The organism is Flavobacterium sp. JP2137 (assembly GCF_050562195.1).
Lineage (GTDB): Bacteria > Bacteroidota > Bacteroidia > Flavobacteriales > Flavobacteriaceae > Flavobacterium.
This window is the reverse complement of the sequence record NZ_CP191647.1, coordinates 1,602,945-1,617,193: the sequence shown is the minus strand read 5'-3', so window position 1 is coordinate 1,617,193 and position 14,249 is coordinate 1,602,945. Positions and strand designations below refer to the sequence as shown.

13 protein-coding genes and 3 pseudogenes are annotated in these 14,249 nt (G+C 39.6%); 10 read left to right on the top strand and 6 right to left on the bottom strand.

Features of this window, described 5'->3' with window-relative positions:
* Positions 1-182: 182 nt before the first annotated feature.
* Positions 183-998 (bottom strand): DNA alkylation repair protein, encoded by an 816-nt coding sequence (locus ACQZ43_RS06970; protein ID WP_430615257.1) that lies wholly within the window; start codon positions 996-998, stop codon positions 183-185.
* 234 nt (positions 999-1,232) lie between these two features.
* Here ACQZ43_RS06970 and ACQZ43_RS06965 point away from each other — a divergent pair, with 234 nt between their 5' ends.
* Together ACQZ43_RS06965 and ACQZ43_RS06960 are read left to right on the top strand one after the other, a co-directional pair.
* Positions 1,233-1,667 carry a hypothetical protein gene (locus ACQZ43_RS06965; protein ID WP_430615255.1) on the top strand — a complete coding sequence of 145 codons (435 nt, stop codon included), beginning with the start codon at positions 1,233-1,235 and terminating at the stop codon, positions 1,665-1,667.
* 257 nt (positions 1,668-1,924) lie between these two features.
* Positions 1,925-2,059, top strand: a pseudogene (locus tag ACQZ43_RS06960) (site-specific integrase); the annotation flags it as partial.
* Here ACQZ43_RS06960 and ACQZ43_RS06955 read toward each other — a convergent pair.
* Together ACQZ43_RS06955 and ACQZ43_RS06950 are read right to left on the bottom strand one after the other, a co-directional pair.
* Positions 2,044-2,289, bottom strand: a pseudogene (locus tag ACQZ43_RS06955) (helix-turn-helix domain-containing protein); the annotation flags it as partial. The pseudogenes ACQZ43_RS06960 and ACQZ43_RS06955 sit on opposite strands and share 16 nt — an antisense overlap.
* A complete protein-coding gene (locus ACQZ43_RS06950) occupies positions 2,286-2,582 on the bottom strand; it encodes a helix-turn-helix domain-containing protein (RefSeq protein WP_430615253.1) in 297 nt (98 codons plus the stop codon). The gene ACQZ43_RS06950 and the pseudogene ACQZ43_RS06955, both read right to left, overlap by 4 nt.
* Positions 2,583-2,732: 150 nt before the next feature.
* Between ACQZ43_RS06950 and ACQZ43_RS06945 the strand changes: the two genes are divergently transcribed.
* Positions 2,733-3,329 (top strand): GrpB family protein, encoded by a 597-nt coding sequence (locus tag ACQZ43_RS06945; RefSeq protein ID WP_430615251.1) that lies wholly within the window; start codon positions 2,733-2,735, stop codon positions 3,327-3,329.
* Between the two features lie 251 nt (positions 3,330-3,580).
* On the opposite strand, the gene ACQZ43_RS06940 is transcribed toward ACQZ43_RS06945, so the two are convergent.
* Positions 3,581-4,075, bottom strand: coding sequence for a DUF3408 domain-containing protein (locus ACQZ43_RS06940; RefSeq protein ID WP_430615250.1), 495 nt, complete (start codon positions 4,073-4,075; stop codon positions 3,581-3,583).
* 548 nt (positions 4,076-4,623) lie between these two features.
* On the opposite strand from ACQZ43_RS06940, the gene mobA reads away from it, so the two are divergent.
* The 7 genes and pseudogenes from mobA to ACQZ43_RS06905 all read left to right on the top strand — a co-directional run bounded on the left by mobA (position 4,624) and on the right by ACQZ43_RS06905 (position 9,978).
* Positions 4,624-5,058 (top strand): conjugal transfer protein MobA, encoded by a 435-nt coding sequence (mobA, locus tag ACQZ43_RS06935; RefSeq protein WP_430615248.1) that lies wholly within the window; start codon positions 4,624-4,626, stop codon positions 5,056-5,058.
* Between the two features lie 4 nt (positions 5,059-5,062).
* Positions 5,063-6,325 (top strand): conjugal transfer protein MobB, encoded by a 1,263-nt coding sequence (gene mobB, locus ACQZ43_RS06930; protein ID WP_430615246.1) that lies wholly within the window; start codon positions 5,063-5,065, stop codon positions 6,323-6,325.
* 89 nt (positions 6,326-6,414) lie between these two features.
* Complete coding sequence (locus ACQZ43_RS06925; protein ID WP_430615244.1) at positions 6,415-7,233, top strand: helix-turn-helix transcriptional regulator; 819 nt, start codon at positions 6,415-6,417, stop codon at positions 7,231-7,233.
* Between the two features lie 47 nt (positions 7,234-7,280).
* Entirely contained in the window at positions 7,281-7,805 is a 525-nt protein-coding gene (locus ACQZ43_RS06920) for a YceI family protein (protein WP_430615242.1), read from the top strand.
* Between the two features lie 10 nt (positions 7,806-7,815).
* A complete protein-coding gene (locus ACQZ43_RS06915; RefSeq protein WP_430615241.1) occupies positions 7,816-8,265 on the top strand; it encodes a hypothetical protein in 450 nt (149 codons plus the stop codon).
* A 17-nt stretch (positions 8,266-8,282) separates the two neighbouring features.
* Positions 8,283-8,822: a cytochrome b/b6 domain-containing protein gene (locus tag ACQZ43_RS06910; RefSeq protein WP_430615239.1), complete on the top strand. Its 540-nt coding sequence runs from the start codon at positions 8,283-8,285 to the stop codon at positions 8,820-8,822.
* Between the two features lie 310 nt (positions 8,823-9,132).
* A pseudogene (locus ACQZ43_RS06905) lies at positions 9,133-9,978 on the top strand (RteC domain-containing protein).
* Between the two features lie 349 nt (positions 9,979-10,327).
* Here ACQZ43_RS06905 and ACQZ43_RS06900 read toward each other — a convergent pair.
* Positions 10,328-12,709, bottom strand: coding sequence for a tetratricopeptide repeat protein (locus ACQZ43_RS06900; protein ID WP_430615237.1), 2,382 nt, complete (start codon positions 12,707-12,709; stop codon positions 10,328-10,330).
* A gap of 175 nt (positions 12,710-12,884) precedes the next feature.
* A complete protein-coding gene (locus tag ACQZ43_RS06895; protein WP_430615235.1) occupies positions 12,885-14,006 on the bottom strand; it encodes a calcium:proton antiporter in 1,122 nt (373 codons plus the stop codon).
* Positions 14,007-14,249 lie beyond the last annotated feature (243 nt).

The window sequence follows — 14,249 nt, the reverse complement described above, 5'->3', positions numbered from 1 at the left end:
TCTCAATACTTAAAGGTACGGAAATTCTTTGACTTATGCCCTCTTAATAGTTTCATAAAATAAACCAACACAGCAGCAAACAACTAACAACAAGCGCATTACCCCTATGCAGCCTGCTGTAAATTCGCATTTACCACGGTCACTCGATGGTCAATAGCCGGGATGCGGATTGGGACTATCGCTTATTTGTTTAGGGTGCGCAGCGCTCTTTTGACGATGTATTGGGTGCTTTTGGTATTGGATTCCTCCAACCAGCGGGCACAGACGGAACGCACGAACTCCGGTTGCGACTTACTGCTGTCGTTTAACCAATTGGCCACGCTGTTTTGCACGTATAAGGCGGGATCGTTGCGCAGGGCCTCCAACAGCGGCAAGGCCAATTCGGGATTTTCCTTTAAGCGAATGATCGCGGCGGTCCATACCCCCTTTGGTCGCGTTACTTCGGTGACGAAACGGCGAATGCGTGCATCGGGGTCGGCAGTCCAGCCTTGTAAATACAGCAATACCTCATCGAGTTGTGTCGCGATATGCGGTCTTAGCGCCATCCAAATGATTTCGCGTACGCCAAAATTGCCATCGGCAATCAACACTCTTGCCGATTCCAAGCGGTGGTTGATCGGCAGGTCTCCTTGTAAGGCTATCACAAAACAGCTAAAACTGCGAATGGTATCGGAAGTATGATTGTACAAATCGCGATAAAGTGTATCCAAACACTGTTTTTCCCTGCCGTATTCAAACAGCAACTGCCCCATTGCTGCGACGTTCTTCATGGCCGAAGGCTTGTCTATGCTTTGCAAAAGCGCGATCGACGGCGCTATCAGTTCCGACAATCCCAATTCGGGATAGGCCTGCTCGACCAACTTGCGATGATCGACCGCCGACCACTCGATGAGATTGACCGATTCCAACAGGCCGCGATTCAACAAATCCAAGACCGCAGCGGGTATTAATGCGCCCTTTAAAGCGCCTTTTCGATTGATAAGTTCTCCTTCTGTCATATTTTTCCCGTTAATATTTGCCGTTTCCCCCTGCTATTCGGCAGCGGGCTGTTGGCTACAAAAATAATCAAGTTGTTCTTAGCTGACAATACCGCACTTTTTTATGCGTATCCCCAAAAATTATTTTCCTTAAAACGGTCTAAGCACAAATATTTTAGTTAAAATTTAACATTTAATTTCTAATGATCTTTTTTAACTCTATATTTAACCCCTAGAAAACATAAAAAACTAAGCATGAAAAGAAACATATTCCTTTTTGCCTTTATTTCCACCTTGCTAATGGGTTGTTCAAAAGACGATGGAGCTTCGTCATTGGACAGAAATACGGCCTTAATCACTGTTAAAGATGAAGCAGGAGCCAGCATTCCACTAACCGTTATTTATGCCTTTAGTGACTTTTCGTGGCAAACCAACGCACAGAAAACGGATTTTGCCGAATGGACAAAAACCACCGATGAAAAGGGACTGACGCACTTTGATAACTTAAATGACGATTTACTCGTTCAATTTAACACCCTAATGAGCCAAAACCCTATGATGCCCGAATCAAAATTCAAATTTAGAGAGGGTGTTTTCCACTTTGTAATTCTACATAAAAAGAAACCATTTACTACGACAGTGGTTTTTGAAAAAGGAGAACAACGCAAATTTGTCATTACTCTAAAATAAAGTTTCAGTAAAAATACATCAAAGATTAATAACAGGCAAAACGGTTGTAAATAAAGACTTTACAACCGTTTTATGATTTTTTGGTAATGAGGTAAAAAGCAGTAAAAAGCGAGGTTTGGCAAAAGTAAGGTTACTAAAACGTTACTTTTGAAAACACAAACAACACCTTTAATATACTGTATTTCAGTATTCTGCATAGTTTTTCATATTGTTCCGTAGCTCACATAAGTTTAATTTTATCATTAAGAATTGTGAGTATGGAAACGACAAAAAAATCAACGTTTAAGGTATTGTTTTACCTTAAAAAGAATGCCCCGAAGAAAAACGGAAAGGTTACGGTTATGTGCAGGATTACCGTAAACGGCAAGCAGTCTGCATCACTTTCTTGGAAAAGGATTTTCCGTTCAAGCTTGATAAAAGGTAGCAGTCCGTCATCCCTGTATTGTTGCAATGTCCGTTTGCTTATGTGTAACATCTCACAAACCTGTTCGCCTGACAGGTAGATTTCCCCTTTTAGTAATGGGTGGAAATATTCTCTGATATACAACAGTTCATTTTTTATGCCTACCACAGCTTCGAGCAAGGCAAGCATATCTTCGTTTGAATTTCCAATCTGTTTCATTTCTTTTGCTTTTTTAATGGTCGCTCTCCCTGCATCAGTAACTCCACATCGAATAATCTAAAATACGTCTTCCGATTGATTTGCGTTGCTCCAAGGATGCCTTTTGCCCTATACGTCTGCAACGTTCTTTTGCTGATGTTGAGCAATTGGCAGGCTTCCTGTTGGTCGAGCCATTTCGTTGCCTGTTGCAGTGCTTTGTAGGGTGTAGTGATTTCCTTAATCAATAAAGAAACTTCCTTTACTTCTCTGTGCAATGCCTTTAAAATCTGAATGTCCAAAACTGTTATTTCCATACCTACATCATTTAAACCTCGAAAGTAAATGTAACTTATAAGAGTTCTTCCAATGTTGTAGTCAGAGGTAGTATTTGGCGTTCAGTTGCCAAATATATTTGATTAAACATCTTACTTTTTTTATTTTTGCCGTCTAACCTGTATATATCCATGAAGCTTACATTTGAAAAACACAACCCCAATTGGTCAACTGATTTTGAAAACATAAAGAATGAACTTTTGAAACTGATTGGAAATATTAACCCTAAAATTGAACATATAGGGAGTACATCTATACAAGGTCTATCTGCAAAACCTATAATTGATATTCTAATTGGTGTAAATTCTGATAAAGATTTAGAAGGAACTATTTCACCACTAATAAGTAGTAATTATGTTTACTATGAATGCTTCAATGAAATTATGCCTTATCGAAGGTTTTTCGTAAAACACAAAATCAATCCAAGGACTTTATCAATTCCAATAATAATTGCAAATAAGGATATTATTCCAGCCAGCACGGAAGAACATAATTGTCGCTTGGCTCATATTCATATTTTACATTATAATTCTGAACATTGGTTAAGACATATTGCTTTTAGAGATTATTTAAAAACATATCCACTTATAAAAGAGGAATATCAATTACTAAAAGAGGAACTAAGCAAGAAAGAATGGCGTGATGGAAATGAATACAACGAAGCCAAAAATAAATTTATAGAAAAGGAAGAAAAAAAAGCCATTGATTGGTATCTTAAAAAAAGATAATAAAAAAGGTAGCAAAGATAAGGCGGACAGCCACCGCACCGCCCAACCAAAAGCTTACGGCATAATGGCAGGGCAAATATGGTGGCTTCGCCTGGTTAATCTGTTGCCCTGCCACCCTTCGGGACTTATTCCGTTTCCTTTTGGTTTTTCCGCCTGTCCCCCTTGTTAAAATGGCTTTCTTTTTTTTCTGTTTTTTTCTTTTGGAAAATAATTTTAAGAGGTAGAAACGTACCACCCACCACGCATAGTTATCAAAACAACGGTTTGTGTTTCTCGTTATAGATTTCCCTAATCAATTCCCCGAACTCCTGAAAGTGGTATTCGATAATGTTGTCCAGATACGCATAAATCGTCAGTTTGTCGATGCCCATAATATTTGTAAACCTGTTAAATGTTTCGTGGTGTTCCTGCCGTACATACACTGATTTCCCCCTGCTTGCCGTTGTCGTGGGAATTTTGAAGAACCGTCCGCAGTAGTCCTCTTTGGTCAGCTTTTTTGGCTTGTAAATCATCCTTCTTGTATTACTCGCAGGTGTTTTTGTGTTTTCCGTTTCCGTTTCCGAAGGTTCTTCGCCTGCCATTACACGCATAATAGCTTCCTCATCTACTTTGGGTTTGACAAAATCTTCCCGATGTGTTACTGCCTGTTGTTCCGTGAAAGATTGTTTATTTTCATCAGTTATGAAATTTTCAATAGAGAAATCCTCTTTTTCGGGTTGCTGATTTTTATTTTCTTCGTGTGTCATATCTCTCATTTTTAATATTATATCCAATTAGCTGTTTGGTTAACTAAGCAATCAGCTGTATATACAGTTGTATCTATGTAACTACCTATCTACCTAAGCACCTGCATACCTTAAATTGGGTAGTTAATTAACTAAAAAATCTGTAATTCGTCTGCATTCAATCACGCAGATTTGCTGTCGGGATTTATGCTGTTTAGTTACTTCATTAAGGATATAACTAATCAACCAGCTAACCATATACAAAGGAAATAAAAGCCGTCACAATCTGCCTTAAGGTGGCATTCAGTGGCGTCATTTGGCGTTCATTGTCATTGATGTAAATAGCTGTTATTCAAATAGTCTTACCGAAATTTGTAATGGAAGCTATGGGTTTTCCCTGCTAACTACAATCCGTTTGCAAAACGGATTTTTCTGAACCCCTGTTCAGAGCAAGTTATCTTTTGAGGTCCTCGGAATAAATTCCGCACCTCAAAAGCACTTGCCCTTGCAGGGGGCTGGAAACGGCTTCGAAGTCGCCCGTTTGTCTAAAAATTAGAAATGGATTTATTATGGAAGAGAAAAACAGAAAACAGATTAGAAAAACAGGAAGAAAACCGAAGATTGACCCTGCGGTCAATCGGTATTCCTTTAACCTGAATGATGAAGATAATGCCAAGTTCCTTGCACTTTTTGACCAGTCAGGAATGAAAGTAACGGCTCATTTCATTACGGCTTGTCTCTTTCAGAAGACGGTAAAGACCATAAAAATTGATATGGATGCAGTTGAGTACCACGCAAGTTTGACCCAATTTTTCGGTCAGTTTCGAGGAATAGCAACCAATTACAATCAGATTGTAAGGCTGTTGAATACCAATTTTTCAGAGAAAAAGGCTTCTGCATACCTCTACAAATTGGAAAAACAGACAGCAGAAATGAAAGAGCTGTTGATGAAAGTTGTTTCCCTGACCACAGAATTTGAACGTAAATACCTGAATAAAGAGTAGAAAAATGATAGCAAAAATCGGAAAAGGAAGCAATATGTACGGAGCTATCCTGTACAATCAGCAGAAAGTGGAAGCGGAAAACGGAGCGGTTCTGTTGCTGAACAAAATACCAGACACGTTGGATGGCAGGTATTCTGTAGCTTATTTTAATAAATGTTTTGAGCCGTACCTGTCCGCAAATATCAAAACGGAAAAGACGGTTCGCCATATTTCGCTGAACCCAGATCCTGCGGATAAGGTCAGCGATGAACAGTTTACCGAAATGGCTTGCGAGTATATGGAGCGTATGGGCTACGGTAATCAGCCCTATATAGTTTTCAAACATACGGACATTGACCGCACGCATATCCATATCGTTTCGACCTGCGTGGGAATTGACGGAAAGAAAATCCCTGATGATTATGACCATCCACGCTCAATGGCTATTTGTCGGGATTTGGAAATCAAATATAACCTGAACAAAGCCACCGAGCAGGAGCAGAAACAGGACAATAAGATTTTTAAGCCTGTGGATTATCAAAGTGGCGATATAAAGAGCCAGATTGCTTCGGTCGTTCGGTATCTACCGAAGTATTACAGCTTTTCGACCATGGGAAGCTACAATGCTTTATTGTCGCTGTTCAATATTACAGCAGAAGAAGTCAAGGGAGAGCGTAATGGACAGACCGTAAACGGTTTGGTATATGTGGCATTGGACGAGAACGGCAACAAGGTAAGCAACCCATTCAAAGCATCGCTTTTCGGCAAAGATGCAGGGGTGGCACAACTGCAAAAACACTTTGAACAGTCCAAAGAGAAAATGAAGACCAACCCTGCAAGGGCTGTACTGAAAAATACCGTTGAACTGGCTATGCACACGACAAACAGCGAAGTAGAATTTAAAAAGCAACTTGCAGAACAGGGCATCAATACCGTTGTCCGCAGGAACGACAGTGGACGGGTTTACGGAATAACCTTTATCGACCACCAGAGCCGAAGCGTTTGGAACGGTTCAGCATTGGATAGAAACCTTTCAGCTAATCTATTTAACGAGTGGTGGAGCAACGGCAACAAACCCGAACTGAAAATACAGGACAGACCTGTTTCCAAAACGAATACACAGGATGATGTTCCAACGAAAGACCTTTTTGAGTTTATCCCACAGGAACATTCGCAGAGTTCCGATTTAGGTTTGTTCAGCCTGTTACCCGATGCACTTGGCGTAGATTACGAAGAAGAACAGTTTGCCAAAAAGATGAAGAAAAAGAAGAAAGGCAGGAGGTTGTAAAGTTGTTAATCATTACAATATTAGTTTTTTTGTTTAGAACAAATCGGATTTGTTTTTGTAAATTAGCACAATAGCGAATTTTAAATAAAATGATGGAGAGTGATAGAAATTTTACGATTAGAAAACCTTATTACTCATTCCTTTCAGGTATCGTGGAATATTACTTTTATATCGATGTTCCGGTATCTCAATTATCAGAACAAGCTGAATTTATAATCCCTTTCCCAAGAATAACATTTGGTTATTTTTTTGACCATCCATTTACAGTAATCAATGATACATTAAAGACGTCCGAATTAGTCAACATTGCTATTTCCAGAATTTCCCTTAAAAAAATAACTGTCCAGCCGTCGACAGATAGGATAAAAATTTTAGGCGCACATCTGAAACCTTTTGGCTTGGCTTATTTCACTAAAAAACCTATCAACTCGTTACCTTGGTTAATCAACACAGAAGAACTTTTCGGAAGTATTGCCAAGAATTTTTTGCAAAAAGTAAAAACCAGCCGTGATATAGATCAGATGTTTAATGAAGTAGAGGACGTATTTTTAGACAATATCCTCATCCGAGATTTATCACTTATCACAAAAGCGATAGAACTGATTGAAGTAAGCTCTGGACATATTGAAGTCACAGAATTGTCCAAGCAGTTGGGCGTTTCAGACAGAACGGTACGAAACCACTTCTATGATTACATTGGTTGTTCGCCAAAAGAGTACTTTCGTATTGTAAAATTGAAACAGGTTGCCTTTCAGATGAAACATTCTGAAAACTCGCTAACGCACATTGCATACGATAACAATTATTTTGACCAGGCACATTTCATCCATGAAGTGAAAGGTATTACAGGGCAAACACCTAACCAACTACGCAAGGAAATCCCCAATTTCCATTTTTTACAATTTTAAGCTTCGGGCTATGTCGAACTTTGTCCTGTAAACAAAAAACAAACAGGATGAAACTCGTAAGCATTTTATTGATAACCTTATTCTCAACAGGTAATTTCACTTTTTCCGCCCAAACGGCAAAAGATAGAAAAGTAACCTTCAACATCAAAAAGGGATTTAGTACTATAAACGGTCAATTTAGCAAAATTGATTATAAGATAGTTCTTGACAAAGATGGTTCGGAAACAATCTCAGGTACAGTAGGTATTTCAAGTATATCGACAGGTAATGCAAAAAGGGATAAGCATTTGCAAAATGAAGTATGGCTTGATGCAACCAATCATCCCCAATTAGTCATCCAATCCAAAAAAATCATCAGAAAAAAGGGAGGAGACTATACTGGTACTTTTGATATAAAAATCAAAGGCAAGACCGAAACAAAAGAAATCCCGTTTGAGGTCATAACAAATGGAGGTAGTAAATTTCTAAAGGCAACTTTCACGCTTTCAATCAGCACGTTTGATATCGGAGGAGGAGTTGTGGATTTATTGGTTGGCGATAAGGTTACGGTAAATGTGGAATTACCTTTTTAAATGAATGATTATGAAACGCAAGACCGTTGTAACAGCACATTTTATTGCTACCATCATAGTGGGAATGACCATCGTGACCTTTTTCAGCTTATCATTGGTTGCAGAGATTAAGGGGGATATTCAATTTATAAAAAACGTCAAGACTTTTATCTTATATGCTCTCCCTGTTATGGTTATAGCAATGCCAATCCTAAAGCTTACAGGCGATAAATTAGCAGGTAACTCCAGCAATCCCATCATTTTGGCGAAGAAAAAAAGAATGAAATTAATGATATTGAACGGGGCTGGCTTGATGTCGTTGGCTGTGTTCCTTTACTACCGTTCACATTTCCATACGATAGACCATGTTTTTTTTGTTGCACAAATAGCAGAGTTCGGATTTGGTTTGTGCAACCTCACGCTTATTGTACTAAACGCACGAAGTGGTATGCTACTTTCGGGGAAACTAAAAAGAAAATAACTATAAATATTGTAAAAATGAAAACAGCTGTAAAAAATAACCTTTCAGATAAATACAGCAAGGGAACCATTATCATCCATTGGGTGAGTTTCATGCTGATTATCCTACTTATTCCAACAGGCTTCATCATGGGAAATATGGAAGCTGGAATAGCGAAACTCAATTTATTGAGAGTGCATATGTTTGTTGGCATTTTGGTTTTTGCTTTGACATTAGTCAGGGTTTGGTTTTTCTTTCGGCACAAAAGACCCTCAAGATTAGAAACTGGAAACTCCCTGCACAACAAGCTGGTCATTTGGATAGAAAATTCCTTTTACTACATATTAATATTGTTATGTATAACAGGTATTGCAACTATTGCAATGGGCAATCTCGGAGAAGCATTACAGCGTGCCGATGCTTCGCTTTTACCTAGAAATTTAGATATTCCACCACTTAACGCACATAAAGCATTGTCCATACTATTGATAGCTTTATTGATTGGACATATCGGTGGTGTGGTCAACCATTACCTGAAAAATAAAAAAGAGAATACTTTGAAAAGGATTTTACCATAAAAATTTGTTTTATGGAAAGATTTTACAACGAAGCACTGTCTAAACTGAAAACTGCAATCAATGAATTGGAGATTGAAACGGATAATCCTAAGCAATGTTTGTTTTTGATGTTTGCAATGGTCATCCTACATAATATATTAAAAATCACTACTGACCGACTAATTTTTTGAAAACCTTTGTAAATATCTAGTAATAAACGAGTAATAGCTTGTATTGACATAAGGGAGGTAGGTTTAAAAAACATTGAAAGACAGTTAGTTAAAGATATTCCTCGGTCAGTAGTGATTAAAAATAAAGAAACTAACAGAAAATGGCATCTTCATTAAATCATATTATCTCGGAGATACAGCGAAAAGAAAATGCTATCTCGCTGTCTGCACCCAATATCATTGATGAAGCATATCAAATGACTATATATCTGCAAGAATACTTATGGTCGATAAGAGAGGATATTACAAAGCAAGGCTTCAAAAACCATTGGGAGGAAATCAATTTCTTTCGTAACATTAAACCGTACATTCTTTCCAAACTCATTTATCACAATAAGATATTCCGCATACAGACAGCTTGTCCCGTTGACGGAGGGAAAATGTACGCGAGTTATTTTTTAGAGCAATTGCAGGAATTAAAACAGTAATACAGGGAGCATATCTATAATTCAGATTTTTACAGATATTATCGTTCAGGAAGAACCGACCGTGATGAAACCTACTTTAGGTTAGGCAACATTAATTTCCACGACGGTCTGAACAGTTTTGTTTTTGAAATTGACCCACTGTTTTCAACCTATTATGACAACAAAGTGGCTCGTATAATAGCTAACGAGCTACTCTACACCTACATACTCCAAAAAATCAACGATGATGAAATAGCAGGCTCACTTTCTGCAAGGGATATTACATCTGATGGTATTCTTTGGACGGACACCAAAAATGCCTTAATAGAACTGATTTATGCGCTGTATGCGAATGGTTCTCTTTCCTATGGTAAAGTAGGAATACGAAAAATCAGTTTGGTTTTAGAAAGACTGTTTCAGATTACCTTGGGGGATTTACATAATTCTTTCCATCGAATGAAATATCGTGCAGGTTCCCGAACCGCATTTTTAGACCAACTGAAATTCTCTTTGGAAGAATATATGGATAAAGATTTATAGAGGTGTCAAAACAAAGAAGATAGGTTTGCTCTATTTACCCAACTTATAAAGGCTTTTGTTAAGCCTTTTTTTATTACCCTATTGCATCAAATGTAATAGGGTAATAAAAATCTTTGTATGAATTTGAGAGAAATAAATTTTGTATATTTGCTATGAGCTAACGGAAACACGTTGAAAAGCAAAGCAATAAGCACCGTTACCAAATCGTTACCTGACTTCTTTGATTATTCCTATAAAAGTTTAGTATTCAACCGATACAACTTTTCCCTGAAAACTTTAAAATAAATATCAATACCCCTGTGCGTTTTTAAAACACTCAGGGGAATTTTTTTCCCTACTTCGCCCCTAATCAGGCTCCTTTTTCATGGACGCTGACGATATTTGTCGCCCATTGATTCCATAAATATTGGGCCTTGCGCTGATAAAACTCCGATTCCAAATCAAAATCGATCGGTAGGGTGTGCTCTTCCTCTTCTTTGAAGTGGTAAAAAAGCACGTACATCTTACTGCGTTTGACCGTTTTTGTACCCCAGCCCAGAAAGCCTTTTTTGCTTTCTTCCCATTCCACCAGATTAAAGCGTATGGTTACGTTTTGTTCGGAGAAGTAAAAATCCATAATCGAATCGGCCGTTTGGGAATCCGGTGCTTCTCGCTGTGTTTTGCCTATAAATTGCACGTGAATTTGCTCTTCGATCCACGCCTCTGCTTCTTCCTCGTCTTGCGGAACAAACCTATCGATGAGCTGTCGCAAATAGCCTTCGTGATCTTTGGTCTTGTCCGTGATGGGAAAGTCAAAAACCTTGTCTTGTCGCTTCCGGTAAAACTCTTTGATTTGCGTGGTTTTAAGCGCGTCTACCTGGCGATCAAATTCAACGGGTATGTCTTGCAAAGTCGATTGATAGGATTCGCTAGTGCCATATTGGGTGTTCATCTGGCTAAAATAGCGCCCGGCATTTTCCAAATCGCCCAATTTGTAATAGGCCCAACCCAGGTTATACCACCAATAGAGCTGTGCTTTTTCCTCTTGCATTCGGACGTAGACCGAATCTTCGAAGAAGGCATTGACCAATTCGATGGCCTTGTGATAATCTTTGCGCTCGAAGCGGACGAAGGTGATAAATTCCAGGGCGATGTCAATCATTTCGCTGACCTTATCCTCGTCTTCGTCGCCGCTTTGTTCAAAGCCCTCCTTGAGTTCGCCATACAGCGCTTCCGCGCGCAACAGGTCATCGCAATCGATAAAGGCTTTTAATTGGTGGTACTGCACGTTAAACCAATTGATGGAATAGGGTTCGTAATAGGTGAGCAACTGCGCAGAAAACACCTCAAATTGTTTATAGTCTTTGATTATGCTACACAGGGCGAGTCCGCTCGAGAGGTTTTCCCAAAAGGGCGACAACTCATAGCCCCGCTTATGCAGTGCTATGGCGAATTTGGCTTCGTCTATATCGACCGCGTCTTTGAGTTCCATCAGCGTTTTAATCACCACGCCCAAATTGTTGCACAACAGGGCAAATTGATGCGGATTGTTATTGCTAGCCGCACCGATACCGTGGGTAAAATACGCGTCAAAAGCCGTATAGGCTTTTTTGCCGTAAAAAGCGGCGAGCTCATAGAAATAAATCGCTTTATCGCGTTCATCCCGGTCGGACAAATCGGTAGCCTTTTCCAATAAGGCCAAGTGAATGGCATAACCGTTATGACCGTCGAATTCCATGCGGTAGTCAAAATTGTCTAAGGGTATTTTTAATTTGTCGCAGAGCATGATGTAGGTACTCGCGAGCGAATCGCGTATTTCCTGCACGATATGGTAATACTGCGAATAGCCTTCATAGGCTTTTTTGCTGTTTTTTTCGATGAGTAAATAATGACTGGCATACATGCGCCACGCCAAGGCATTGTCGGGATGTCGATCGACTTCCGCTACGATATAAGGCAAAAATCGCTGTCCCCATTCCCTAACGGAGGCGGCGTCAAATTCGCTAAAAAACTCCATACCGATATTGAAAAACAAGCGAAATAGATTCCAGTGTTTTTCCAATTTACCCGCCTCATACAAAAGCTGAATTTCCTTGGCAAATACGATGCAAGCCTCACCGGGATAATAGGTGTGATAGGCGTTTAACAGCAAAAAAGCGTCGTCCAAGCGGTTGAGCTTGAGCAACAAACGCCCGCCGTAATAACTTTGGTAAAAGTGATTGGGGGTATGCTGATGCGACAACAGATAATAGGCCGCTGCCTCCTCTTCTTTGTCGAGTTGCTCATAAATGGTGGCCAAGCGGTAGTAGGTTTCCCCAAACTCGGTATCCTGATAAGGCCGTTTGTTTTGAATTTGAGAAATTTCGATGAGTTTGTCTTCCAAGGCCATAATGGCGCGGTCTTTCATTTCGAGTTTTTCGGAATAAATCCACGCTTTCCAATCGTAGGCCTCGACCTTTTGCTCGCGATCTTCGGTCCAATCCAAAATTTGCTCTGTTGTTTCCAACATGACCGACACATCGTTAAAATACGGGCCGTTATAAATTTTAACCTTCCAAAAAAGGGCTTCTAAATGCTTTTCATCTCGAGACAATACCTCGTTTAAGGCCGTGAGTATTTGCTCGGACAGGCGTTGATTCTGAGTAAACACATCAGCCTTCTCCACATCCGACACCTCCTGGTCTTCTTCAATAAATTGAAGTTTGTTATATAAATTTTTAACCTCCTCTAATTTGAGTTCCAACTCACTCATATAGTTAATTCCTTTTTAATGGTTATCAAAACAGCGCGCTAAAAGCAATGAAGTATAAAGGTAATATATAAAATATATATGACTTTTCTGAAAAAATAGCACAAAAAAAACAGGCTTACCGCCTGTTTTAAAATTTAACGCCCACTATTTAACAGTGGTTATGGCAAAATGCGTATTAAGGCACTACAGTTGTAAAGAGATAGGTTGCAAATAGAACCAAAAGTACAATTCCCTGCTGTATATTGGTACGACCCGAGTTTAGCGATAAATACACGGTAAACAGCGACAGACCAAGCAATAGGGTCGATTTGGCATCTATACCCAGTCCGACGGTCATTCCGGTAAAATACGACACCACAGCCACGGCGGGAATGGTGAGTCCGATCGAGGCCAAGGCCGATCCCAAAGCCAGGTTTAAGCTGGTTTGTAAGCGGTCTTTACGCGCGGCCTTGTAAGCCGCTACCCCTTCTGGCAATAAGATAACCGTAGCAATAATGATACCAACTAGCGATTTAGGCGCACCTATTTCCACGACAAAGGCTTCGATGGTTGGCGATAGGGTTTTGGACAGCAATACGACCGCGACCAAGGCGATCAACAACAAGACCAAAGCCAAGACCGTGGTTATGGTATTGGGCGGGGCCACGTGCAGTTCGGAAGAGTCGTTTGTCTTTTCGGTTTCTTCTGGCAAAAAGTAATTGCGGTGTCTGATGGTTTGTACCGAAATAAAACCGCCGTATAAAATCAGGGAAATAATAGCGACAAATATCAATTGGCTGTTGGAATAACTGTTGCCGGCTTGGGTGGTGGTGTAATTGGGTAAAACCAAGGTGAGTACCGCAATGGCAATCAAGGTAATCAAGGCGGTGCTCACCCCCTGTTTGATAAAGTTTTGTTCGCGATAGCGAACGCCGCCGACCAAGAGACAAATTCCAATAATACCGGTTAAAATAATCATGATCGCTGCAAAAACCGTATCTCTAGCGAGATAGGAAGGCTGGTCGTTGCCCTCGGAGAGCATGATCGACACGATTAGAGACACTTCGATCACCGTAATGGCCAAGGCCAAGATAATGGTTCCAAAGGGCTCTCCTACCTTGTGTGCCACAACTTCTGCGTGGTGGACTGCCGACAGCACCGCGCAAATCAATATCACGCCCAAAACCATCAGAAATATGCTGGATTCGGGAAAAAACCCTTTGATACTGATTAAAAACAAGGCTAATATGGGAAATAGGAGCGTCCAAATGGGCAAATCAATTTTAAAGTTCCTAGATAAAAAGTTTTTTGTCTGCATATAAATGAGTTAAGTTAGGGGTGATATTTCGTAAAAAAACAAAAATAACATTATTTACTCGAAATACCGCATTAAAAGAGGATAGTAAATCAAATTTTAATATAAAGTGTCGATAATTTAACATTAAACAACATATTTCGCAATAGCACTTTACTTTTAAACAGAATTCCGTATTCCCTTAAGTGTCTCTTACACTATCTACTAGCCTTTTGGGTTGTTTTTACGAGTCGCCGCTTAAAATCG